Source organism: Massilia genomosp. 1 (genome assembly GCF_011682185.1).
GTDB lineage: Bacteria > Pseudomonadota > Gammaproteobacteria > Burkholderiales > Burkholderiaceae_D > Telluria_A > Telluria_A rubra.
Map to the genome: position 1 here is coordinate 32917 of NZ_WHJF01000041.1, position 22474 is coordinate 55390.

Annotated in this window: 20 protein-coding genes; 10 read left to right on the plus strand and 10 right to left on the minus strand. The window is 63.9% G+C overall.

What is annotated here, in order from left to right; genetic code table 11:
* Positions 1 to 289: 289 nt before the first annotated feature.
* A complete protein-coding gene (locus F1735_RS16680; protein WP_099875175.1) occupies positions 290 to 703 on the plus strand; it encodes an SWIB/MDM2 domain-containing protein in 414 nt (137 codons plus the stop codon).
* An 83-nt stretch (positions 704 to 786) separates the two neighbouring features.
* Here F1735_RS16680 and F1735_RS16685 read toward each other — a convergent pair whose 3' ends face one another.
* From F1735_RS16685 to F1735_RS16700, 4 genes are all read right to left on the minus strand, one after another.
* Positions 787 to 2175, minus strand: a complete 1389-nt coding sequence (locus tag F1735_RS16685) for an alkaline phosphatase (RefSeq protein ID WP_167237977.1) — start codon at positions 2173 to 2175, stop codon at positions 787 to 789.
* Between the two features lie 34 nt (positions 2176 to 2209).
* Positions 2210 to 3649 (minus strand): alkaline phosphatase, encoded by a 1440-nt coding sequence (locus tag F1735_RS16690; protein WP_167237978.1) that lies wholly within the window; start codon positions 3647 to 3649, stop codon positions 2210 to 2212.
* A 387-nt stretch (positions 3650 to 4036) separates the two neighbouring features.
* Positions 4037 to 4642, minus strand: coding sequence for a lytic transglycosylase domain-containing protein (locus F1735_RS16695; RefSeq protein ID WP_167237992.1), 606 nt, complete (start codon positions 4640 to 4642; stop codon positions 4037 to 4039).
* 11 nt (positions 4643 to 4653) lie between these two features.
* Complete coding sequence (locus F1735_RS16700; protein ID WP_167237979.1) at positions 4654 to 6387, minus strand: proline--tRNA ligase; 1734 nt, start codon at positions 6385 to 6387, stop codon at positions 4654 to 4656.
* A 204-nt stretch (positions 6388 to 6591) separates the two neighbouring features.
* Here F1735_RS16700 and F1735_RS16705 point away from each other — a divergent pair, with 204 nt between their 5' ends.
* From F1735_RS16705 to F1735_RS16715, 3 genes are all read left to right on the plus strand, one after another.
* Positions 6592 to 7200 carry an RNA pyrophosphohydrolase gene (locus F1735_RS16705; protein ID WP_166887230.1) on the plus strand — a complete coding sequence of 203 codons (609 nt, stop codon included), beginning with the start codon at positions 6592 to 6594 and terminating at the stop codon, positions 7198 to 7200.
* Positions 7201 to 7288: 88 nt separating this feature from the next.
* Entirely contained in the window at positions 7289 to 8827 is a 1539-nt protein-coding gene (locus tag F1735_RS16710) for a retropepsin-like aspartic protease (RefSeq protein WP_167237980.1), read from the plus strand.
* Positions 8828 to 8894: 67 nt separating this feature from the next.
* Positions 8895 to 9320, plus strand: a complete 426-nt coding sequence (locus F1735_RS16715) for a DUF1841 family protein (protein WP_166871871.1) — start codon at positions 8895 to 8897, stop codon at positions 9318 to 9320.
* Between the two features lie 15 nt (positions 9321 to 9335).
* On the opposite strand, the gene F1735_RS16720 is transcribed toward F1735_RS16715, so the two are convergent.
* The 4 genes from F1735_RS16720 to F1735_RS16735 all read right to left on the minus strand — a co-directional run bounded on the left by F1735_RS16720 (position 9336) and on the right by F1735_RS16735 (position 12946).
* Entirely contained in the window at positions 9336 to 10811 is a 1476-nt protein-coding gene (locus F1735_RS16720) for an amidohydrolase family protein (protein WP_167237981.1), read from the minus strand.
* Positions 10812 to 10861: 50 nt separating this feature from the next.
* Positions 10862 to 12013 (minus strand): helix-turn-helix domain-containing protein, encoded by a 1152-nt coding sequence (locus F1735_RS16725; RefSeq protein WP_167237982.1) that lies wholly within the window; start codon positions 12011 to 12013, stop codon positions 10862 to 10864.
* Between the two features lie 260 nt (positions 12014 to 12273).
* On the minus strand, positions 12274 to 12615 hold the full coding sequence (locus tag F1735_RS16730; RefSeq protein ID WP_167237983.1) for a c-type cytochrome: 342 nt from the start codon (positions 12613 to 12615) through the stop codon (positions 12274 to 12276).
* Between the two features lie 10 nt (positions 12616 to 12625).
* The gene (locus F1735_RS16735; protein WP_126076226.1) at positions 12626 to 12946 is read right to left on the minus strand and encodes a c-type cytochrome; all 321 of its coding nucleotides are present in this window, start codon (positions 12944 to 12946) and stop codon (positions 12626 to 12628) included.
* A gap of 176 nt (positions 12947 to 13122) precedes the next feature.
* Here F1735_RS16735 and F1735_RS16740 point away from each other — a divergent pair, with 176 nt between their 5' ends.
* The 5 genes from F1735_RS16740 (at position 13123) to F1735_RS16760 (ending at position 18201) form a co-directional block, all read left to right on the plus strand.
* Entirely contained in the window at positions 13123 to 13989 is an 867-nt protein-coding gene (locus F1735_RS16740) for an AAA family ATPase (RefSeq protein ID WP_167237984.1), read from the plus strand.
* Complete coding sequence (locus F1735_RS16745; protein WP_167237985.1) at positions 13989 to 14588, plus strand: GNAT family N-acetyltransferase; 600 nt, start codon at positions 13989 to 13991, stop codon at positions 14586 to 14588. Before F1735_RS16740 ends, F1735_RS16745 begins: the two co-directional genes overlap by 1 nt.
* Before the next feature lies 1 nt (position 14589).
* Positions 14590 to 15759: a vWA domain-containing protein gene (locus F1735_RS16750; protein ID WP_167237986.1), complete on the plus strand. Its 1170-nt coding sequence runs from the start codon at positions 14590 to 14592 to the stop codon at positions 15757 to 15759.
* Between the two features lie 137 nt (positions 15760 to 15896).
* Positions 15897 to 17078: a cation:proton antiporter gene (locus F1735_RS16755; protein ID WP_167237987.1), complete on the plus strand. Its 1182-nt coding sequence runs from the start codon at positions 15897 to 15899 to the stop codon at positions 17076 to 17078.
* A gap of 1 nt (position 17079) precedes the next feature.
* Complete coding sequence (locus tag F1735_RS16760) at positions 17080 to 18201, plus strand: YbdK family carboxylate-amine ligase (RefSeq protein WP_167237988.1); 1122 nt, start codon at positions 17080 to 17082, stop codon at positions 18199 to 18201.
* A gap of 127 nt (positions 18202 to 18328) precedes the next feature.
* Here F1735_RS16760 and F1735_RS16765 read toward each other — a convergent pair whose 3' ends face one another.
* Complete coding sequence (locus tag F1735_RS16765) at positions 18329 to 19339, minus strand: gamma-glutamyl-gamma-aminobutyrate hydrolase family protein (protein WP_229505820.1); 1011 nt, start codon at positions 19337 to 19339, stop codon at positions 18329 to 18331.
* Positions 19340 to 19407: 68 nt separating this feature from the next.
* Positions 19408 to 20199 carry a response regulator gene (locus F1735_RS16770; RefSeq protein WP_229505821.1) on the minus strand — a complete coding sequence of 264 codons (792 nt, stop codon included), beginning with the start codon at positions 20197 to 20199 and terminating at the stop codon, positions 19408 to 19410.
* Between the two features lie 196 nt (positions 20200 to 20395).
* Here F1735_RS16770 and F1735_RS16775 point away from each other — a divergent pair, with 196 nt between their 5' ends.
* Complete coding sequence (locus F1735_RS16775; RefSeq protein ID WP_167237990.1) at positions 20396 to 22393, plus strand: DNA topoisomerase IV subunit B; 1998 nt, start codon at positions 20396 to 20398, stop codon at positions 22391 to 22393.
* Positions 22394 to 22474 lie beyond the last annotated feature (81 nt).

Sequence of the window (22474 nt, forward strand, 5' to 3'; positions counted from 1 at the left end):
GACTGTTCGCGCCGGCCCCAGAGCGTCAAACCGTCGCCCCCGCGCCGGTGGGGGCCCAAGTTGGCTGCTCAGCGAAGAACTTGGCCCCCCGCCTGCGCGGGGGCGACGGTTCCACGGTTATTCTTCCCGATCCAGCAAAATCGGCCTTCTCGGGCCATCGTTCTGCCTTTTCCCTATGAAAACGCCGAAAAATTCTTGAAAAACACTTGCGTCATCGGTAAATCCCCACCAATATAAGCCGTGCGATGAATTGCGCAATTTCCCATGTGTTCGTTAAGGAGGCTTGAAGATGGCAACAGCCAAAAAAACCCCAGCAGCAGCGCCAGCAAAAAAGGCCGCCGCAGCTAAGCCAGCCGCAGCGGCAAAGCCAGCAGCAGCGAAGAAAGCCGCTCCAGCAAAAGCTGCGGCAGCACCAAAAGCAGCAGCCGCAAAAAAACCGGCAGCAGCCCCACGCAAGCCGAACGCCGCCTTCATGAAGGCGATGACTCCGTCCGCCGTCCTGGCAGCCGTGGTTGGCGCAACGCCGCTGCCGCGCACCGAAGTGACCAAGAAAGTCTGGGACTATATCAAGAAGCTCGATCTGCAAGACGCGGCCAACCGCCGCATGATCAATGCTGACGACAAGCTCAAAGCAGTCTTCGGCGGCAAAGCGCAGGTATCGATGTTCGAAATGACCAAACTCATTTCCGACCATCTGAAATAAAAACAGTTCGCCTGTCCAAGCCGGATTACAAAAAGCCCCGTTCTCGCGAACGGGGCTTTTTGTTTGCGGGTCAGGTCAACACCTCAGAAACCGAAAGCCGCCTTCATCAGGTGGAACACCTTGGTGTTTTCCATGGTCCCCTTGAACACGCCCGCCCCGGCGCCGGTGGCGAACAGCTTCACATCGCCGCCGCCATGAGTCTCGCCCTTGAGGCGCACCCCGGTCTCCTGGTGATAGGCGTCGCCCAGCGCCGTGGCGCTATCGACGTCAAGCCGTTGATGCGGGCGGTTCGGGCCATTGCCGAACACCAAGGTGGTAAAGGTCTTGCCATCGGCGTCGCGCGCCGGCGCGCCATCGTCGACATTGCGCACCAGGTCGAGGATCGGGTTGCCGCGCTTGGCGTAGCCGTTCATCACGATCGTGTGATCATGGTCCGCCGTGACCACCAGCAGCGTATTGCGCAAGCCAGGATCGAGCGCCTCCATCTTGTCGAGCGCGGTCTTGATGGCGTCGTCGAAATCGACCGTTTCGGCCAGCGCGTTCTTGATATTGGTATCGTGCAGCGCATGGTCGATCTTGCCGCCTTCGACCATCAGGAAAAAGCCCTTCGGATTGGGCGCCAGCAGATCGATCGCCTTGGCCGTCATCTGCGCCAGCGGCGGCTGGCCGGCGCGCCGCGCCAGCGCGTAATCGAGGTGGCTCACGTCGCTGTAGATGCCGACGAATTTCTTACCGCCTGGCGCAGCCTGCATCTGATCCGCATTCGCCGCCACCGTGTAGCCCTGCGCCGCCAGTTCAGCCATCAGGTCGCGCCCGTCGGCCCGGCCCAGCCGGTTGCGCGCCGGGTCGAACGGCGTGAAGTGATTGCGCCCGCCGCCCATCAGCACATCGACGCCGTCTTTCAGGGCCGGATTGAAGCCGGCGCCGCCCGGCACCACCTGGGCGGCGATCTGGTACGCCATGTCGCGCTCGCACACGTGCGAAAAAGTCGATGCCGGGGTGGCGTGGGTCAGCTCCGTGGTCGTGATCGAGCCCACCGACTTGCCGGCCGCCTTGGCCAGTTCGAGGATGGTGGCCGCCGCACGCCCGTTCCCGGCCGGGCAAGCGTCGATGCTGGCGTTGCCGTTGGCGTCCTTGCGCGGGGCGAACGGCTTGGCGTCGGCCATCGAGATCACATCGTTATTGATCTTGATGCCGGTCATGTAAGCACCCATCGACGGTGCGCTGTCGGTGGTCTGGGCATCGTTCGAATAGGTCTTGATGCGCGCCGAATGCGGCATGCGCTCGAAGTGGAGCAAGCCCTCCTCCTTGTAGCGATCGATGCGCGCGGCGGTGATGGTGGTCGGGCCCATGCCGTCGCCGAGGAAGAAGATGATGTTCTTGGCGACAGGCTGGGGAGCCGCGCCGGCCAGGGATGGCGCCAGCGCGCACGCGGCGGCCAGCAGGAGCAAGGGAAAGCGGGAAGGCGTCATGGTGACTCTCATTATGGTGACAACGGGGCGCGGCTTACCAGCCGGCGGCCGCCTTGATCAGTTCAAACACGCGGGTGTTGTCGATGGTGCCGCCGAAGCGCGCGGCGCCCGCGCCGATCGCCCCCAGGTACACATCGGTGCCGCTGTGCGTCTCGTAACCGGGCTCGGTGCGCACCACCGCCTCCTGGCGGTAGTCGTCGGCGCTGACCTGGGCGCTGGTCAGGTGCGGGACCGCGCCGCGGCTGCCCTGCACCCGGTGCTCGCCATTGCCGAAGCCGATGATGGTAAACGGCGCGCCATCGGCATCGAGCTTGATCTCGTTGTTATCGACCCGGCGCATCAATCCCAGCACGCCCGGTTCGGTCGGCGTGGTCTTGCCGGTGCGGCGCGCATAACCGTTCAGGAGCAGCGAATGATCATGGTCGGCGGTGGCCACGATCAGGGTGTTCTTCAAGTCCGGATCGATCGAGCGCATCTGCGCGATGGCCGCCTTGAGGGTATTGTCGAAGACGACCGTCTCCTGCAAGGCGCGGCGCGCGTTCGAGTTATGCAGCGCCAGGTCGATCATGCCGCCCTCGACCACCAGCAAGAACCCCTTCGGATTATTCGCCAGGATGCCGATGGCCTTGCCGGCCATCTGCGGCAGGGATGGCTGTTTGGCCGCATCGCGCATCGAATCGAAACTCAGGTCGTGCGGGGCGAACAGGCCGACCAGCGGGGTGCCGGCGCTGCTATCGACGGCGTTCAACTGGGCGCTGTCGGAAACCGTGCGCACGCCCTGCGCGGCCAGTTCGGCCAGCAGGTCGCGCCCGTCGCTGCGCTTGCCGCCTTTGGCGGTGCTGGTGAAGTAATCGCTGCCGCCGCCGAGCAGCACATCGAGGCCGCGCGCGCCGAGGGCCGCGTTGTAGCCGGCGCCGCCGGGAACGAGGGCGGCGGCGATATCGTTCTCCATGGCGCGATGGCACACGTGCGCGAACACCGCGCCGGGGGTGGCGTCGGTAACGCGGGTGGTGGTGACCACGCCGACCGACATGCCGCGCTGCTTGGCCAGTTCGGCCAGGGGGGCGACCGGGCGCCCGGCGCCGCAGCGGCCGGCCAGCTTGTTGCCGGAAGCGTCCAGCGCGGGCGCGCTGGCCGGCGTATCGGTGCTCATCGACAGCACATTGTTATTGACCTTCACCCCGGTCATATAGGCCGACATGGACGCGGCGCTGTCGGTGACCTGGGCATCGTTCGAGAACGTCTTGACGAACGCCGATTCGGGCAGGGTGTCGAGGGTCAGCTCGCCGTCTTCGCCGACGGCATAGATGCGGGTAGCGGTCAGGGTATTGATGCCCATGCCATCGCCGAGGAAGAAGATGATATTTCGGGCTGGCGCGTGGGTGTGGGAGAGGGCCTGGGACGGCGGCTGGACGCTGGCGCATCCCGACAAGACCGCCAGCGCGGACGCTGCGGCAAGAAGAGTCAATCGCATGTGCATTTTCGTGAGCTCTGAGAAAAAAGGCAGTCTACACCCCCGGCCGCCGCCGTGGTGCCGGACTTCAACAGCTACTCACCTGCAAAATTTGATAGCTAGCTGATCGTCTAGTCCCGCACCGGGGTCTGAGCTCTGATTCGAAACTTTCGGCTAAACCGCCTACAACCGGCCTCCAACTTCCTACAACCGGGGTCAGAGCTTTAATTCGAAAGATTTCATGCAAGCGCACGTTTGAGGCGAACATAGACGGCCGTAAATGTCAAAACCGCCATTCCCCAAGGAGAAAGACGGTTTTCGTTTCAATTGGCATCTTTGCGATGCGCTAGTCGGGCAATGAGTTTCAGATTAAAGCTCTGACCCCGGTTGTAGGCGGGGTCTGAGTTTTTAGGTAGGAAATTTCCACTTTTCCCAGGCGGCAAGTACCGCGTTGGGGTAGGCGGGCTTGCCGCGGCTGCCGTTGTAGCGGCCCAGCGCCAGGTACAGATTGCCGTTTTCGATGTCGAGGTACATGCGCAGGATCGAGCAGCCGTAGCGCAGGTTGGTCTGCATATTGAACAGCTTGCTGCGGTCGCTGTCGCCGATCGCGTTGGTCCAGAACGGCATCACTTGCATGTAGCCGCGCGCGCCCACCATCGATACCGCGTACTTGCGGTACGCCGATTCGACCTGGATCAGCCCCAGCACCATGCCCGTATCGAGCCCGGCACGGTTCGATTCGTACCAGACCGATTGCAGGAATTCGAGCCGCACCTGGTCGTCCGGCAGCTTGCGCTTGAGCCGGTCCGACATGGTCGCGAGCCATTGCTGGTAGCGCACCCGCCCCGCCTCGTCGCGAAACACCGGCTGCGGCGGACGCGTGTCCTTGATCGCGTTCGACAAGGCTACCCGCACCGAGTCGGCCATCGCCTCCTCTTTCTGGTTGCCCGCCCACGCGGCCCAGGACCAGAGCAGGCCGGCCACCAGCACCGCCTGCGCCAGTCCATTCACCATGACCGAAGCGCTCACTGGCTCAATTTGCCTTTGATGAATTCGACCATGCCGGCCACCGGCACGGCCGTCGCCTCAAGGTCGCGCCGGCCCTGGTATTCGAGGTTGCCTTCCTTCAGGCCACGCTCGCCGATCACCACGCGGTGCGGCACGCCGATCAGTTCCCAGTCGGCGAACATGGCGCCCGGACGCAGGCCGCGGTCGTCGACGATGACGTCCACGCCGGCCGCTTGCAGCGCCGCGTACAGGCTTTCGACTTCGGTCTTGACCATCTCGCTGCGGTCCATCCCCATCGGGCACAACACCACTTCGAACGGCGCGATCGCGGCCGGCCAGATGATGCCCTTGTCGTCGACATTCTGCTCGATCGCCGCGCCCAGGATGCGGGTGACGCCAATCCCGTAGCAACCCATCTGCAGCGGCGCAGGCTTGCCGTTTTCGTCCAGGAACGTCGCTTTCATGCTCTCGGAGTAGGACGTCCCGAGCTGGAACACGTGACCGACTTCGATGCCGCGTTCGATCGCCAGCACGCCTTTGCCGTCCGGCGAGGCGTCGCCTTCGACCACGTTGCGCAGGTCGGCTACCAAGCCTTCGGGCAGGTCGCGCACCCAGTTGGCGCCCGTGTAGTGGAAGCCTTCTTCATTGGCGCCGCAGACGAAATCGGCCATGTTGGCAACCGTGCGGTCGGCCACGATGGTGACCGGCTGCTTGGTGCCGATCGGACCGAGGTAGCCGGGAATGCTGCCGTAGCAGGCCAGGATCTCGGCTTCGGTGGCGAAGCGGTACCCGGCCAGGCCGGCTACCTTGCCGACCTTGATCTCGTTGACTTCATGGTCGCCGCGCAGCAGCAGCATCCAGTTTTCCAGCACCTGCTTGCCGGCGACTTCTTTTTCGACCGTCAGGGCGATGGTCTTGACGGTCTGGTTCAACGGCAGCTTGAGCAGCTCGGCCACGGCCTCGCATTTGGTCGCGCCAGGGGTGGCGGTCTTGCTCAGGGGCGCAGTGGCGGCGGCGCGCGCGGCGGCCGGCGGCAGCGCTTCGGCCGCTTCCATGTTGGCCGCGTAGTCGGACGTCGGGCAGTAGACGATGGCGTCTTCGCCGGTGCTGGCGATGACGTGGAATTCGTGCGAGCCGGAGCCGCCGATGGCGCCGTTGTCGGCCGCCACCGCGCGGAATGTCAAACCGAAGCGGTTGAAAATGGCGGTGTAGGCGTCGTACATGATCTTGTACGAGGCCTTCATGCTCGCTTCGTCGCGGTCGAACGAGTACGCATCTTTCATGGTGAATTCACGGCCGCGCATCAAGCCGAAACGCGGACGGCGCTCGTCGCGGAACTTGGTCTGGATGTGATAAAAATTGAGCGGCAGCTGGCGGTAGGACTTGATCTCGGAGCGCACCACGTCGGTGATGACTTCTTCCGAGGTCGGCTGGATCGCGTATTCGCGGCCGTGGCGGTCTTTCACGCGCATCAGTTCCGGCCCCATCTTTTCCCAGCGGCCGGTTTCCTGCCACAGCTCGGCTGGCTGCACCAGCGGCATCAGCAGTTCGATGCCTCCCGCCTTGTTCATTTCCTCGCGGATAATCGCTTCGACCTTGCGGATCACGCGCAGGCCGGTCGGCATGTAGGTATAGATACCGGAGCCGAGGCGCTTGATCATTCCTGCGCGCATCATCAGCTGGTGACTGACGATTTCAGCGTCGGAAGGTGCATCTTTTAAAGTTGAAATAAAAAAACGGGAGGCACGCATATCGGTGAATTCTTTTTAAAAAGAGAGGGTTATAATCAACCTAATTTTAAAGGATTAGCTGGCTGATGCGTCCAAATCTTATACAAATGGACCCGTTTGACGCGGTTCCTGCCGTTTTCGTACCCCGAAAGCCGGGCGGGGACCAGAATTTGTGGGCAAATATGTAAAGAAGGCGCGCGCTGGCAGAAAGTTTCGAGGTGCACTATGCTCGATCGTGAAGGGTTCCGGCCCAACGTCGGCATCATCCTGCTAAACGCCCATAACGAGGTGTGGTGGGGCAAGCGGGTGCGCGAGCACTCGTGGCAGTTCCCGCAAGGGGGCATTAAATACGGTGAGACACCGGAACAGGCAATGTATCGCGAACTGGAGGAAGAAATAGGGCTGCGGCAGGAGCATGTGAAGATTGTGGGACGTACCCGCGACTGGCTGCGCTATGAAGTACCCGACCATTTTATCAAGCGCGAGATTCGCGGTCATTACCGCGGGCAAAAGCAGATCTGGTTCCTGCTGCGCATGTGTGCCCGCGATAACGACGTCAACCTGCGCCTGACCGACCATCCCGAGTTCGACGCCTGGCGCTGGCACGATTACTGGGTGCCGCTCGATGTGGTCATCGAGTTCAAGCGCGATGTGTACCAGCGTGCCTTGCAGGAGTTGTCGCGTTTCCTGACCTGGCCGGCCAACGGCGGCCATACGCACGAACGGCGCCACACGGCGCGCTACCTGCGCCAGCCGCACGCGCCGCGCCAGCCCTCTCCGGAACAGCCCTGTACCCCGGAACCGCAACTGGTGCTGGTGCCGAGCAAGGACTAGCAAGCAACCCGAAACGGCGCTTCACGGCGCCGTTTTTTCGTCCGGGTAGTTGCTTTTCAGGCAATTTTTAGGGCGTATAATCCCTGCCATGCCGATCTTCCGCCTCCCCTGTTGCGCCCTGCTTCTGTCCGTGCTGTGCGTCGCGGCGCCCGCCACCGGCTTTGCCGCGCCGTCCCCCGCCTGCACATTCGTCCAGCAGCAAGCGCTGCCGATCACCTTGCGCGGCGCGGCGCTGCAGCCGTCCGTACACGGCGCCATTAACGGCAAGCCGGCGCTCATGCTGCTCGATACCGGCGCCTTCATGACCATGCTGACCCGCACCGGGGCCGAGAACCGCAAACTGGCGCTGCGCTCCGGCGGCGGGCGAACAGTGGCGGGAACGGGCGGCAGCAGCGCGCTCTATCTGGCGAGCCTGGACGACTTCACCGTCGGCCCGGGCGGCGGCGGCAAGATCACCCTGCCGGTCCTCGGCGAGATGGGCACCACGCCCTGGTACGACGCGATCGTCGGCGCCGACTTCCTGATGCAGTCCGATCTCGAAGTGGCGCTGGCCGACAAGGTGCTGCGCTTTCACCGCAGCGAGAACTGCAATGACGACAATCTGCTGTCGTACTGGGATGCGCAGGCCATGATGGTGCCGATGACTTGCACGTCCTCCTGCGGCACCAGCCGCAAGGCGGCCACGCCGCAGGTGGAGGTGCGGGTCAACGGCGTGACCCTTTCGGCGATTCTCGACACCGGCGCGGGCGTGAGCTCGATCAGCCAGAACGCCGCGCGGCGCGCCGGCGTCACCACCGACATGGCGGACGTGAAGCGCAACGGCTTCTTTGTCGGCGCCGGCGGCGGCCGGGCGGCGCGCTGGAACGCCGTCTTCAAGACCTTCACCATCGGCGACGAGACGGTGCGCAATGCCGATATCGCCATCGCCGAATCGCTCAATGGCGAGTACGGGCAGGTCGATGTCATCCTCGGCACCGACTTCCTGCGCGCGCACCGGGTCTTGTTTGTCAACAGCCAGCGCCGCGTTTACCTGAGCTACCTGGGCGGCGAGGTGTTCGCCAAGCCGGGCAGCGGCAACCTGGCCCTGGTGCGCAAGGAGGCCGACGCCGGCAACGCCGACGCCCAGTACATCCTGGCGCGCGACTACTACAATGGCGCGCGCCTGCCCAAAGACCAGATCGAGGCCCGTGCGTGGCTCGACAAGGCGGCCGCGCACAACCATCCGGCCGCGCTGCTGCTCACGGCACGCCTGCTGCGCGAAGCCGGCAAGCCGCAGGAGGCGGTCACGCGCCTGCGCGCCGTCCTGGCCGGCAAGCCCGACAAGATCGAGCTGGACCTGGCGCTGTTCCTGGCCCAGGTCGAGGCCGGCGAGCGCGAGGCCGCCAGACGCGAGCTGGCGGCGGCCACCGACACGCGCTGGCCAGCGCCGGTGGCCGCCTTCTACCTGGGCCGGATCGACGCCGCCGCGCTGATGGCCGCCGCCCGCGACGGCAGCACCCAGGAGCGGGCGCGCGTCTGCCAGGCCGGTGGCTACATCGCGTCGCTGCAGCGCAGCTCGGGCGAGCTGGCGCTGGCGCACCAGACCATGGACAGCATCAGCGACGCCTGCAAGCCGAGGAAGAACTAGCCGTAGCGACGGCGGCGCGGCGATGGCGGTACAATGCGGCCTGAACCATTTGCCCGCCCCGCCAATCATGTTTACCCCTTCCTCCGACGACGTTCGCCGTTTTTTCTGCGAAGCCTACCGCAAGCAGCGCAGCGGCGAGATCCTCAGCCCGATGGACGCCATCGCCGCCGACTGGATCGTCCAGCATCCCGAGTATGCCGACGTGCTGTCCGACGCCGAAGCGGCGCTCGCGCGCGATTATTCGGTCGAGGGCGGGCAGGCCAATCCGTTCTTGCACCTGTCGATGCATCTGTCGATCGCCGAGCAGGTGTCGATCGACCAGCCGCCGGGAATCCGGGCGGCCTGCAATGCGCTGACCCAGCGCCTGGGGGCGCATGACGCCCATCACGAAATCATGGAATGCCTGGGCCAGATGATCTGGACTTCGCAGCGCAACGGCGTGCCGCCCGACAGCGTTGCGTACGTCGAGTGCGTGCGTGCGCGCTGCGCTTGATCCGCTCCGCTCGCGCTATCGATAATCCGCCGCCAGCGCCTCGCGCGCCGTTTGCTCGCCCCGTACCCACACCGTCAGCACGCTGTCATACGCGCTCACATCCTCCAGCGGCGAGGTTTTCATCAAGAGCAGGTTGGCCGCCTTGCCCACTTCGATCGATCCCAGTTCCCCATCGAGCTTGAAGGTGCGTGCATTGTTGATGGTCGCCGCCCTGAAAATCTGCGCCAGCGACATGCCCGCCGCGTGCAATTGCCGCATCTCGCGATAGCCATTCAAGCCCGGCAAATTGCCATAGGTCGGCGACGACGGCGTATCCGACCCGAACACGAAGTTGGCGTCGCGCCCGGCCAGGTAGGCCACCACCGCGCGCTGGCGCCGCAGCGGCCCTTCCATCGACTGCATGACGGCGGCGTCAATTTCGCCTTCGGTCACTTCCGGCTTGAACCATTGCCCTTGCGGCGTTGAAAACCAGGCCAGCAGCGAGGCCGGCACCACCTTGCGCAAGGCGGGATCGTCCAGATAACCCGGCTCCACATACGCGCGCAAGCCATACAGCACCTGCATGGTCGGCTGGTAGCCGGTGCGCTGGTCGACGATCTTGTCGAGCAGCGCCTTGATCTCCGGCGGCAGGCCGGGCCGGCCGTTCAGCGCTCCCCAGTGCCACATGCCGTGCGCCAGCACGTCCGCCCGCCCGGCCACCGCGAACGACTGCGCTTCGAACGAATTGGCGTGCGTGACCAGCACCTTGCCGGCCCGCGTGGTCGCGGCCCGCACTTCGGCAAATTTGGCGGGGCTCATCACCGGCAGGTTGCGGTCGGCCCCGAAACCGCGTTCGAAGTGGGTCTTCACGCAGATGCCGCCGGCCTTGGCCACCCGCGCCACCCCCGCCGCCACGGTGTGCGCCGAGGGCGCAAACTGCTCCGGCACCAAGGTCGGCATGGCCGGATCGAACAGGTAGTTCCCGAAGCCCTGGAAGCGTTTATCGGGCGCGTAGAACGACATCGGGTAGCCGTTGGCCAGCACCAGCGGCTCGCCGCAATGGAATACGTCGGGATGCAGCGGCGCCTTGCGCAAGCGCTCGATCACGCCGAAATCCGACACGGCCAGGTCGATCACGGTGGTAAAGCCGTAATACAGGAACGAGCGCGGCAGCTGGCGGAAGTAGGCCTGGGCCAGGCTGTCGCCGGACGCGCCCTGCTCCATGCTCATGCCCGGCACGGCGTGCAGGTGTACGTGCGAGTCGATCAGGCCGGGGGTGAGGTAGTAGCCTTTGCCATCGACCACGCTGGCGCCGGCCGGGGCGGGGCCGGACGGGCCGCGCTCAACCCGGGCGATGCGCCCGCCCTCGATCAGCACAGCGCCCGTTTCGACGCGGTCGAGCTTTTCGGGCGAGACCAGCTTGACGTTCGAAATCCAGATCGTGCCGGCGCCAATGGCCGGGGTACACAGCAGCAGGGAGGCCAGAAAGGCCGGCAACAGGGTAGGTTTCATCAAATCTCCGTAACGGTAAGTGAAGGGGCGAATGAACCCATTTTCACGATTTAGCCCGGAGGAGTCGTCCCGGATGATGATTCGGCACCTGTTCCGCAGCCGCCACGGCGAAATTCGGACGGGGTCAGGCCGGTCTGCTTCTTGAATGCGCGGTTCAGGGTGGTCTTGCTATTAAAGCCACACGCCAGCGCCAGCTCGAGGATGCTGGCATTGGCCTCCCCGGGCGCCAGCAAAGCCACTTTGAGCGCATCGACCCGGTAGCGGTTCAGGTATTCCTGCAAGTTGACGCCACAGGCATCGTTGATCAGCTGCGACAGTTCGTGCGGGGTCATGGCCAGCAGCGCGGCCAGTTCGTCGAGCGTCAGTTCGCCGTTGCGATACACCTGGTCGACTTCCATGCACCGTTTCAATGCATCGAGAAAGCTGGCGCGGTCCGTTTCCGACAGCCGTTTGTTGGCGTAGCGCGGCGCCGGAACCGGTTCCGGCAATGGCGCAGGTATCGGCGCCTGCGCGCGATACCCGAGCGGCAGGCGAATCGCCAGGAACGCGGTGGCGTAGACAAAACAGGCCAGCGCAATGGCGCCGAGCGCGTCCGACGACAGCGGCAGCGCCACGTCGAAAAATTCGATGCCGAAGGCGGCCACGCTGCCAGCGGCGCCGATCACCCAGATCTTGGCCAGGCGCGCCAGGCCGCCGGCCAGCGGACCGCCGGCGGCGCCGCGCATCAGGCGGTAGCTGGCGACGACATAACAGACGAACATCGCCGTCTTGACCAGCACCGACAGCCCGATATACCAGGGCAGCACCGGGCGCTGCTGCATCCAGGCCAGCTTGGCCGCGGCGCTTTGCAGGTAAAACGGCAGCATGGCCACTGTCGCCAGCAAAAACGGCGCGCCGTGGAGCCAGTCGCGCGCGGCCAGGCGCCGTTCGGTCAGCGCGCTGCGCAGGTATAAATACAGCAGCGGCCCGCTCAGCAAACCAATGGTGGCAATCGCCAGGGCGCTGTGCGGATAGGTCGTATATAGATGGTTGATGCCGAGCCAGGCGTGCCCGATGACCGCCACGCTCCCCAGCAGCAGCGCTGCCAGCAGGCGGTTGGCCCCGCGCAGCTCGGCCTGGCGCGCCGCCAGCAAGGCGATTGCCAGGAACATGCCCTGCCCCATCGCCAGCAGCAGGAGTACGGAGAGGGCGCTTTGCGTCATGACGCTCAGGCCAGCTTGTCGTCGGCGATACGGTAGCGCGGGTCCTCGGCCAGGTTCGCCTCGATCATGTCGCCTCCGGCACCATGGCCAGCGCCACGGTCAGGCCGCTGGGCAGCTTCGATTTGAGGTAGTGCGGCGACAAGGCAGGCAAACGCGGCTCCGTAAGCGGGGGACCAATACAAAACGCCCTCCCCTTCCCGATCAAGAGAAGGTGGAAGGCGCCCGGGGTGCTGCCGGTGCGTGCCGAGAGTACGTACCCCTTAGCGCTGCAGCACCAGTCCCGAAGGAAGGCTGTGCAGGTAGGCTGCCAGGTCTTCGACATCTTTGCCGGACAATGGCTTGGCGAAGCCGCCCATGATGGCGTTGTTACGGCCGTTCGGGCCGTCGCCGCGCTTGTAGGCGGTCAAAGCGTGCTTCAGGTATTCGGCGTGCTGGCCGGCCAGCTTCGGGTAGCTCGGGTCGGTCGGCTTGGTGTAGTCGGCGCCGTGGCAGGACGCGCAGTTGTATTTCTTGGCCAGGGCTTCGCCATTGGCGATATTGCCGCCGGCGCTTGCGCTCAGGGATACAGCGCCGCAGAACAGGGCGATCATCAGTTTTTTCATGGCTCTGTCCTTATTTTTTCACTTGCTGCGAGTAGTAGGCAGCGACATCGGCGATATCCTGGTCGGTCATGCTGCCGGCCACACCGCGCATCGAAGGATGTTTGCGGTCGCCCTTTTTATAGGCGTTCAACGCGTTTTCGATGTACTTGGCCGACTGGCCGCCAATCATCGGCACCGGATAGACTTCGGGGAAAGTCGCTTTGTAACCGGGGATGCCGTGGCAGCCGATACATTGTTCAACTTTGGCAGCCTTGGCGTTTCCAACGATGTCCGCTGCGGCGGACACGTTCGCGACGCAGGCGAGCACGAGGAGTGCGATGAGTTTTTTCATGGTGGCGAGGGTAAGTGATAATCGGGTATCGCACGTGCAAACTTATTATGTTTTGCACTATCAACCTGAGAGTTTAACCGAACTGACGTGACCCGTCCACTTCCACGGTGTTGCAGTGCCGCCCTTCCGGTTCTGGCATATACTCGAAATAATTCCACTTTTGACCATACACGCACATGCACGCATCGACTTCGCAGGCGCACCGCTTCCAGGGTTCGGACAGTTACGTCGCCACCGCCGACCTGAAACTGGCGGTCAACGCCGCCCTCACCTTGCAGCGTCCCTTGCTGATCAAGGGCGAGCCGGGTACCGGCAAAACCATGCTGGCCGAAGAAGTCGCGGCCGCCCTGAACATGCCGCTGATGCAGTGGCATATCAAGTCCACCACCAAGGCCCAGCAAGGCCTGTACGAGTACGACGCGGTGTCGCGTCTGCGCGACTCGCAGCTCGGCGACGAGCGCGTGCGCGAGATCCACAACTACATCGTCAAGGGCGTGCTGTGGCAAGCCTTCACCGCGCCCGAGCCGGTGGTGCTGCTGATCGACGAAATCGACAAGGCCGACATCGAGTTCCCCAACGACCTGCTGCGCGAACTTGACCGCATGGAGTTCTACGTCTACGAGACGCGCGAAATGGTCGTGGCCAAGCACCGCCCGCTGGTGATCATCACCTCGAACAATGAAAAAGAACTGCCGGACGCGTTCTTGCGCCGCTGCTTCTTCCACTACATCAAATTCCCCGACAAGGACACGATGGAGCAGATCGTCAAGGTGCATTACCCGACCTTGAAACAAGACCTGCTGGCGCAGGCGCTGCAAAGCTTCTACGAAGTGCGCGACGTGCCGGGCCTGAAGAAAAAGCCCTCGACCTCGGAATTTTTGGACTGGCTCAAGCTGCTGCTGGCCGAAGACATCCCGCCCGAAGCGCTGCGCAGCAATGACGCCAAGGCCATCGTGCCGCCGCTGCACGGCGCCCTGCTGAAAAACGAGCAGGACGTACACCTGTTCGAGCGCCTGGTATATATGTCGCGGACCAACCGCTGATGATCCAGGTCGACGCCCTCACCCTCGAGTTCAACGGGGTTCGCCTGGAACCGCTGTCGCTGGCGCACGCCGAGGGCCTGCGCGCGGCCGCCGCCGACGGCGAACTGTGGAACATCCGCGTCACCTCGGTGCCGGAGCCGCACAACGTGGAGCAGTACATCGGCCATGCCCTCGATACGCCCGACCGGCTGGCCTTCGCCGTGATCGACATCGGCAGCGGGCACGTTGTCGGCTCGACCAGCTACCACGACATTTTGCCCAAGGTCGACCGGCTCGACATCGGCTGGACCTGGTACGCCAAAAGCCGCCAGCGCAGCCATGTCAACACCAGCTGCAAACTGCTGCTGCTCTCGCACGCCTTCGACACGCTCGGCTGCGCGGTGGTCGGCCTGCGCACCGATAACTTCAACCACGCTTCGCAGGCGGCCATCGAGCGCCTCGGCGCCAAAAAAGATGGCGTGATCCGCCACAACGCGGTGCGCCGCGACGGCACCGTGCGCGACACGGTCATGTACAGCATCGCGCGCGGCGAATGGCCCGAAATCAAGTCGCACTTGCACTACCAGCTGCAACGCGCGGGGGCGAGGGGGGAAACATAAGGTGCTGATCGACTTCTTCTTTACCCTCAAGGACGCCAAAATCCCGGTCACGATCAAGGAGTTCCTCACGCTCCTTGAAGCGATGCAGCGCAACGTCGTCGGCGCATCGATGGACGACTTCTATTATGTAGCGCGCCTGACCCTGGTCAAGGACGAAGCGCACTACGACAAATTCGACCGCGCCTTTGCCCAGTACTTCAAGGGCATCAACGCCGCCTTCGAGACCAATGCCGCCATTCCGCTCGACTGGCTGGTCAAGCGCATGGAGCGCGAACTGTCGGACGAGCAGAAACGCCAGCTCGAAAAATTCGGCTACGACAAGCTGATGGACCGCCTGAACGAACTGCTCAAGGAACAAAAAGAGCGCCATGAAGGCGGCAGCAAATGGATCGGCACCGGCGGCACCTCCCCGTTCGGGAACGGCGGCACCAATCCGGAAGGCGTGCGCATCGGCGGCAAGGGCGGCAACCGCACCGCCGTCAAGGTGTGGGAACAGCGCGCCTACCGCGACTACGACGCCGAACGCGAACTGGGCACGCGCAACATCAAGGTGGCGCTGCGCCGCCTGCGCAAGTTCGCGCGCGAAGGCGCCGAGGACGAACTGGCGCTCGACGCCACCATCCACGCCACCGCCAACAACGCCGGCTTCCTGGACATCAAGATGCGGCCCGAACGCCGCAACAAGGTGAAGGTATTGATGTTGCTCGACGTGGGCGGCTCGATGGACGACCATATCGAACGCACCGAAGAACTGTTTTCGGCGGCGAAGACGGAATTCAAGAACATGGAGTTCTTCTACTTCCATAACTGCGTCTACGACTACCTGTGGAAGAACAACCGGCGCCGCAACGCCGAGCGCTTTCCGACCTGGGACATCCTGCGCAAGTACCCGGCCGACACCAAGCTCATTTTCGTCGGCGACGCCACCATGAGCCCCTACGAAGTGTTGCATCCGGGCGGCTCGGTCGAATACAACAACGAAGAAGCCGGCGCCGCCTGGCTGGCGCGTTTTTGCCATGCCTTCCCCAAATTCGCCTGGCTCAATCCCGAGCAGGAAGGCGTGTGGCAGTACCGCCAGTCGATATCGCTGATCCGCCAGATTGTGAGCCACCGCATGTTCCCGCTGACGATCGATGGCCTCGAGCGCGCCATGCGCACCTTGAGCAAATAGCCCAATAGCCTGTTGCGGCGCTGCCCGGAGCGCCCGCTTGCACTTTGGGCAACATTTTTCGTGATGCGGAATCGTGCGCACGGCCTCGTCTTGTAGAATCTTGGCGCACCCATCGACCGGTGGAACGAAAGGAATTCATGCCCGATCTGCTGACGATCCTCACCAATCTCGCCTGGCCCTTCGCGATCTGTATCGCCTGGATGGCCGGCGAATTCGGCAAGCGCTGGACCGGCCTGCCGCGCATCAGCTTCTACGGCATTGTCGGTTTTGCGCTGGCCAGCACCCAGATCGGCGTGCTGCCCGCATCGACCTCCGGAACGGGCACGGTCCTGTTCATGGCCGACGTGGCCTTCGGCCTGATTTTGTTCGAACTTGGCTACCGCATCAACCTGCGCTGGCTGCGCATGAATCCCTGGTTCGCGATGGCCTCGCTGGTCGAAGCGCTGGGCACCTTTGTGGCCGTGTATTTCGTCGCCCTGTGGTTCGGCGTGAGCACCATGACCGCACTGATGCTCGCCTCGCTCGCCATGTCCACCTCGCCCGCCACGGTGGTACGCATCATCAATGAACAGCGCAGCTCCGGCCAGGTGACCGAACGGGTGCTGCACCTGTCGGCGATCAACTGCGTGCTGTCGGTGTTTACGTTTAACGTGATCGTCGGCTTCTGGCTGTTCCACAGTTCGTCGGACATCGGCGACGCCACCATCAACAGCCTGGTTGCGCTGTTGATCTCGGGCGTCATCGGCGCCGTGTTCGGGGTGGTGGTGCCGGCCATGCTGCGCCACCTCGGCAACCTGGCGCAGGACGCCACGGTGGCCTTTGCACTGGCCGTCATCTTGATCGTCTCGATCACCTATACCATGCACCTGTCGCCGGTGATGGCCACCCTGGCCTTCGGCCTGACGGCGCGCCACCGGCGCGTGGCCTTCAGCGGCGCGCAGCGCAATTTCGGCGCGCTCGGCGAGTTGCTGACCGTGCTGCTGTTCGTGTACGCTGCCTCGACCCTGGAATGGCGCGAACTGATGGCCGGCGGCGCCCTGGCGGTGACGGTGGTGATCGTGCGCCTGCTCACCAAGACGCTGGGCGTGACGGTCTTCTCGCAGCTGTCCGGCATCTCGTGGCGCAAAGGTGCGCTGACCGGCCTCGCGCTCGCGCCGGTGTCGGTGTTCGTCATTTTGCTGCTCGAGCATGCGCGTTCGCGCGGGATCGACGTGCAGGAACTGCGCTCGATGGCCGCGGTGACCATGATGCTCGAAGTATTCGGCCCCATTATCATCCAGCGCGCCCTGATCTGGGCCCGCGAAACCACGGAGGCCTGAGATGGCGCTTGAACCGTTTGCCACTTCCAAGGCACTGACCTTTGGCGTGGAACTGGAGCTGCAATTGGTCAGCCTGTCGGACTTCGACCTGACCGCCGCCAGTCCCGACCTGCTGCACCTGCTCGCGCAAAAGCCCTTCCCCGGCAATGTGACGCCCGAAATCGCCGAGAGCATGATCGAGATTAATTCGAGCGTGCATTCGAGCCACCTGCCGCTGCTGGCCGAACTGCTGGAGATCCGCGATATCCTGGTGGCGGCGGGCGACCGCCTCAATATCGGCTTGTGCGGCGGCGGCACGCATCCGTTCCAGCACTGGTCGGAGCAGAAAATCTATCCGAAGCAGCGCTTCCAGGAGCTCTCGTCCCTGTACGGCTACCTGGCCAAGCAGTTCACGGTGTTCGGGCAGCACGTGCACATCGGCTGCGCCTCGGGCGACGATGCGATGTTCTTGCTGCATTCGCTGAACCGGTATATTCCGCACTTTATCGCGCTGTCGGCCTCGTCGCCGTTCGTGCAGGGGCACGACAGTTTGTTCGATTCGGCGCGTTTGAATTCGGTGTTTGCGTTTCCGATGAGCGGGCGCGCGCCGTTTACATTGAGCTGGGACGAATTTGCGAATGTGTACTTTGCGAAGATGGAAGGCACCGGCATCATCAAGAGCATGAAGGATTTTTACTGGGATGTGCGGCCCAAGCCGGAGTACGGCACCATCGAGCTGCGCGTGTGCGACACGCCGCTGACGGTGGAACGGGCAGCGGCCCTGGCCGGGTATTTACAGGCGCTGTGCCGCCATCTGCTGGAGCGGCGCGAAGAGCCGCCGGTGGAAGACGACTATCTTGTGTATAACTTCAACCGCTTCCAGGCGTGCCGCTTCGGGCTCGATGGGGCGATTACCCATCCGAAGACCTACGAGACGATGTCGCTGCGCGAGGATATCCTGACGACGTTGAGGAAGATAGAGCCTCACGGCGAAGCGCTGGGCAGCTTGGGGGCGCTCAGGCATTTGTCGACGGCGGCGCAGGAGGCCAGCGACGCGACGTATTTACGCAGGCAGTATGAGGAACAGGGCAGCGCCGAGGGGATGGTCAATGCGGCGATCCGGCGCTTCAGGGGCAAGCGCTAGCCTACGTCGTTCCCGCGCCAAGGCGGCCCTCGGCGGGAACCCAAGTTCGTCGCGCGGCCAACAACTACGGAACGAACTTGGGTTCCCGCCAAGGGGGCCGCCGAGGCCGGGAACGACGGGATATCGATTACAACCGCGTTTCGCGCGCCGCCCGCAAGAACTCGTCCAGGATCGGCGTGCAGTCCAGCAGATCCACTCCACCGGCCCGGTGAAACTCCGGGTGCCACTGCAATCCCATCACAAAATTGGCCCGTTGATAGCGGATCGCTTCGATAATCCCGTCCGGGTCCGACATCGCCTCCACCAAAATATCGCGCCCCAGGTCCTTGACCGCCTGGTGGTGAATCGAATTGACCACCGGCCGCCGCACGTCCGGGAACATGCGTCCCAGCGACGACCCCGACGGAAAAATCACCTTGTGCCGGTGCGCGTCGTAATCGCTGTGTACGTGCGCGTGCGCCGCCGGCACATTGGTCGCCACGTCCTGGTACAAGGTCCCCCCGAACGCCACATTGATCAACTGGCACCCCCGGCAAATGCCCAGCACCGGTTTACCCGCATCGACGAATTCGTGCAGCAGTTCGAGCTCGTACACATCGCGCGCGCGGTCGCCGCTCCATTCGGGCCGGGTCGGGCTTTCCGAATACGTCTGCGGCGACACGTCGGCCCCGCCCTGCAGCACCAGCCCGTCGAGATGGCGCGCGTAATGGCGCAAGGTGATGTTACTGGGATGTAGCAAGCCGTTGGTATTGACCGTGGGAATCATAAACACCAGCACATCGCGCGACATCACCCACTGCGCAATCGACTCCTCCAGGTACTGCAAATTCTTGCTGCGCAGGCCGGTCGAGCCAGGCTCGGGATGGAAAATCCGCGCCGAGACCCCGATGCGCAAGGTGCGTCGCATGAAGTCGCGGCCGATCTTGTCGCGCAGGTTGCGCCAGCGCGAGGCCAGCACGCGGCGCGCCAGGGCCAGCGGCGTGTCGCTGTCTTTCTGGTAGCGCGGCAGGGCGTCGGCGGCGCGCCGGTCGGGAACGCGCGGCGCATGGACACCGGTATCGGTCTCCTGCCCGGACGGAAGAACAGGCGAAGGATCGGGAACGGCGGTGGGCAACAGGGGCTTGTCAGTATCGGGCATGCCTTAAATATAGCGCTCCCATGCGGGCGCACGATTCAAAGTTGTAACAAAATTGTGACTGTCACTTCCTAAGCCGGCAGCGACAGCAGCTTCTTGAGCGCCGCCAGCAGATGACGGTCGGCCATCGGCTTGTCGAGCAGGCCGCGCACCCCGGCCGCCCGCGCACGCGCCGTATCGTAGCCGGACGCCTGGTTCACCAGCAGCACCACGGCGATCCGTTCGGCCCCGTCCTGGCGCTTGATCTCGCTGCACAGCGCATACGGATCGACGCCGGGCGTGGAGGTATTGATCATCACCACCGCCACCGGCGTCTCGGCGCACAGGCGCAGCGCCGCCACCGCGCTTTCGGTCCACTCCACCGCCACCTGGTGCGGCGCGAGCAGGCGCGCCACATGGTCGCGCAGCGCGCCGCGCTTGTCGACGATGAGCACCGCGCCGGCGGGGGCCGGGCGCCGCATCTTGATGAACTCGGCCGGGTCGGTGACGTCAAGATCGAGGCGGATGCGGCGGCGCCGCTCGTGCTGCGGCGCGGCGACGGGCGCCGGCATGTTTTTCACCGCCTCGGCGCGCTTGCGTCCCAGCTCGGTGAGCTGCTTGAACATCTGGAACATGTCCAGGGGCCGCGCCAGCTGCGCGCAGGGAAAGTCCATCCCGGCCGAACCGATCACCAGGCCGGGACGCAGCCGGTCCGGCTGCCACGCCAGCAAGGCGGCCAGCGCGCTCAGGTCGTCGCCGTTGGCAATCATCAGGTCCGGCTCTTGCAAACTGTCGCCCAGCAAGCAAGAATACGACGGGCCGTCGCGCGGGGGATGGGCCAGCGCCGTCCCCAGCTCGGCCCCTTCGGAAGAAGGAAAGCCCAACAGGCGAACGCTCAGAGACTGCCTTTTTGAATGCATTTTTAGCAACTTATGGAATAGTTTTGACCACACCTGTTGGTGTGCGTACAAATCTAACCACAATCGTCCGGGCTGGCAAGCACATTCAGCGCGCTCAAATTTGGCTTCTTTTCCGGCTGACAAGATAGAATGCGCAGGCATCCGCATAAAGAACTTAGATATGGCCACCAAAAAACCTGCATCCGACTACAGCGAATCCTCCATCCGGGTCCTCAAGGGACTCGAACCCGTCAAACAGCGTCCGGGCATGTACACCCGCACGGAAAATCCGCTGCACATCATCCAGGAAGTGATCGATAACGCCTCCGATGAAGCGCTCGGCGGCCATTGCAAGAATATCGGCGTGACGGTCAATGCGGACGGCTCGATCACGGTCGAAGACGACGGCCGCGGCATCCCGGTCGGCCTGCATCCCGAAGAAGGCGTGCCGACGGTGGAAATCGTCTTTACGCGCCTGCACGCGGGCGGCAAGTTCGACAAGGGTTCGGGCGGCGCGTATGCCTTCTCGGGCGGCTTGCACGGCGTCGGCGTGTCGGTGACCAACGCGCTTTCCTCGCGCCTGGAAATCACGGTCTGGCGCAAGGAAGACAACGGCACCGGCCTGCACAAGATGGTGTTCGCCGACGGCGACGTGATCGAGCCATTGGCGTCGATCCCGGCGCCGCGCGACGGCAAGAAGAGCGGCACCCGCGTGAGCGCCTGGCCGAACCCGAAATATTTCGATTCGCCGGCGATCTCGCAGGTCGAGCTTGCGCGCCTGCTGCGCTCCAAGGCGGTGCTGCTGCCCGGCGTGACGGTCACCCTCACCATCGCCAAGACCGGCGACGTGACGACCTGGAAGTACGACGAAGGCCTGCGCGGCTACCTCAATGAAATGCTGGCGCAAAGTACCAGCGGCGACACCGTCATTCCCGTGTTCGAAGGCGCCCAGTATTCCAACGGCGAGTCGGACGGCTTTGCCGAAGGCGAAGGCGCGGCCTGGGTGGTGGCGTGGACCGAAGAAGGCGCGGTGGTGCGCGAATCGTACGTGAACCTGATTCCGACCTCGAACGGCGGCACCCACGAATCGGGCCTGCGCGACGGCCTGTTCGGCGCGGTCAAGAGCTTTGTCGAGATGCACGCGCTGCTGCCGAAAGGCGTAAAACTGATGCCGGAAGACGTGTTCGCGCGCGTCTCCTTCGTGCTCTCGGCCAAAGTGCTCGATCCGCAGTTCCAGGGCCAGATCAAGGAACGCCTGAACTCGCGCGACGCGGTGCGGCTGGTGTCGACCTTCGCCAAGCCGCCGCTCGAACTGTGGCTCAACCAGCACGTCGAATACGGCCGCAAGCTGGCCGAACTGGTGATCCGCCAGGCCCAGTCGCGCCTGCGCTCGCTGCAAAAAGTCGAAAAGAAAAAATCCTCGGGCGTGGCCGTTTTGCCGGGCAAGCTGACCGATTGCGAATCGAGCGACATCGGCCGCAACGAACTGTTCCTGGTCGAGGGCGACTCGGCGGGCGGTTCGGCCAAGATGGGGCGCGACAAGGAATTCCAGGCCATCCTGCCGCTGCGCGGCAAGGTGCTCAACTCCTGGGAAACCGACCGCGACCGCCTGTTCGCCAACAACGAGATCCACGATATCGCCGTGGCGATCGGGGTCGATCCGCACGGCGTGGGCGACACGCCCGACCTCTCAAACCTGCGTTACGGCAAGATCTGCATCCTGTCCGATGCGGACGTGGACGGCTCGCACATCCAGGTATTGCTGCTGACCTTGTTCTTCAAGCACTTCCCGGCCCTGTTCGCGCCCGGCCACATCTGCGTGGCGCGCCCGCCGCTGTACCGGGTCGACGCCCCGGCGCGCGGCAAGAAGCCGATCCAGAAGCTGTACGCGCTCGACGATGGCGAGCTGGTGGCGATCCAGGACAAGCTGATGAAAGAAGGCTTGAAAGAAGGCAGCTGGAGCATTTCGCGCTTCAAGGGCCTGGGCGAGATGAATGCGGAACAGCTGTGGGAAACCACGATGAACCCGGACACGCGGCGTTTGCTGCCGGTATCCTTGGGCGACTTCAGCCACATTGACGCCTCGGCGCGCTTTAACATGCTGATGGGCAAAGGCGAAGCCGCCGCCCGCCGCGCCTGGATCGAAGAACATGGCAACGAAACCGAAGCCGACATCTGATTTTGTTGCAAGAGCGGTGGAGAATTGGGGTCAGACCCCGGTTCTTCTTTTAGGGGTCTGACCCCGGTGTCACCGAAGCCA

What these genes read in the sequence shown, in the direction of transcription:
- F1735_RS16720 (WP_167237981.1), bottom strand. Translation starts at nt 10,811, where the DNA reads ATGAAACCTACCCTGTTGCCGGCCTTTCTGGCCTCCCTGCTGCTGTGT.
- F1735_RS16690 (WP_167237978.1), bottom strand. Translation starts at nt 3,649, where the DNA reads ATGCGATTGACTCTTCTTGCCGCAGCGTCCGCGCTGGCGGTCTTGTCG.
- F1735_RS16760 (WP_167237988.1), top strand. Translation starts at nt 17,080, where the DNA reads ATGGCGCTTGAACCGTTTGCCACTTCCAAGGCACTGACCTTTGGCGTG.
- F1735_RS16775 (WP_167237990.1), top strand. Translation starts at nt 20,396, where the DNA reads ATGGCCACCAAAAAACCTGCATCCGACTACAGCGAATCCTCCATCCGG.
- F1735_RS16685 (WP_167237977.1), bottom strand. Translation starts at nt 2,175, where the DNA reads ATGACGCCTTCCCGCTTTCCCTTGCTCCTGCTGGCCGCCGCGTGCGCG.
- F1735_RS16735 (WP_126076226.1), bottom strand. Translation starts at nt 12,946, where the DNA reads ATGAAAAAACTCATCGCACTCCTCGTGCTCGCCTGCGTCGCGAACGTG.
- F1735_RS16680 (WP_099875175.1), top strand. Translation starts at nt 290, where the DNA reads ATGGCAACAGCCAAAAAAACCCCAGCAGCAGCGCCAGCAAAAAAGGCC.
- F1735_RS16765 (WP_229505820.1), bottom strand. Translation starts at nt 19,339, where the DNA reads ATGCCCGATACTGACAAGCCCCTGTTGCCCACCGCCGTTCCCGATCCT.
- F1735_RS16745 (WP_167237985.1), top strand. Translation starts at nt 13,989, where the DNA reads ATGATCCAGGTCGACGCCCTCACCCTCGAGTTCAACGGGGTTCGCCTG.
- F1735_RS16695 (WP_167237992.1), bottom strand. Translation starts at nt 4,642, where the DNA reads ATGGTGAATGGACTGGCGCAGGCGGTGCTGGTGGCCGGCCTGCTCTGG.
- F1735_RS16725 (WP_167237982.1), bottom strand. Translation starts at nt 12,013, where the DNA reads ATGACGCAAAGCGCCCTCTCCGTACTCCTGCTGCTGGCGATGGGGCAG.
- F1735_RS16755 (WP_167237987.1), top strand. Translation starts at nt 15,897, where the DNA reads ATGCCCGATCTGCTGACGATCCTCACCAATCTCGCCTGGCCCTTCGCG.
- F1735_RS16740 (WP_167237984.1), top strand. Translation starts at nt 13,123, where the DNA reads ATGCACGCATCGACTTCGCAGGCGCACCGCTTCCAGGGTTCGGACAGT.
- F1735_RS16710 (WP_167237980.1), top strand. Translation starts at nt 7,289, where the DNA reads ATGCCGATCTTCCGCCTCCCCTGTTGCGCCCTGCTTCTGTCCGTGCTG.
- F1735_RS16700 (WP_167237979.1), bottom strand. Translation starts at nt 6,387, where the DNA reads ATGCGTGCCTCCCGTTTTTTTATTTCAACTTTAAAAGATGCACCTTCC.
- F1735_RS16705 (WP_166887230.1), top strand. Translation starts at nt 6,592, where the DNA reads ATGCTCGATCGTGAAGGGTTCCGGCCCAACGTCGGCATCATCCTGCTA.
- F1735_RS16715 (WP_166871871.1), top strand. Translation starts at nt 8,895, where the DNA reads ATGTTTACCCCTTCCTCCGACGACGTTCGCCGTTTTTTCTGCGAAGCC.
- F1735_RS16730 (WP_167237983.1), bottom strand. Translation starts at nt 12,615, where the DNA reads ATGAAAAAACTGATGATCGCCCTGTTCTGCGGCGCTGTATCCCTGAGC.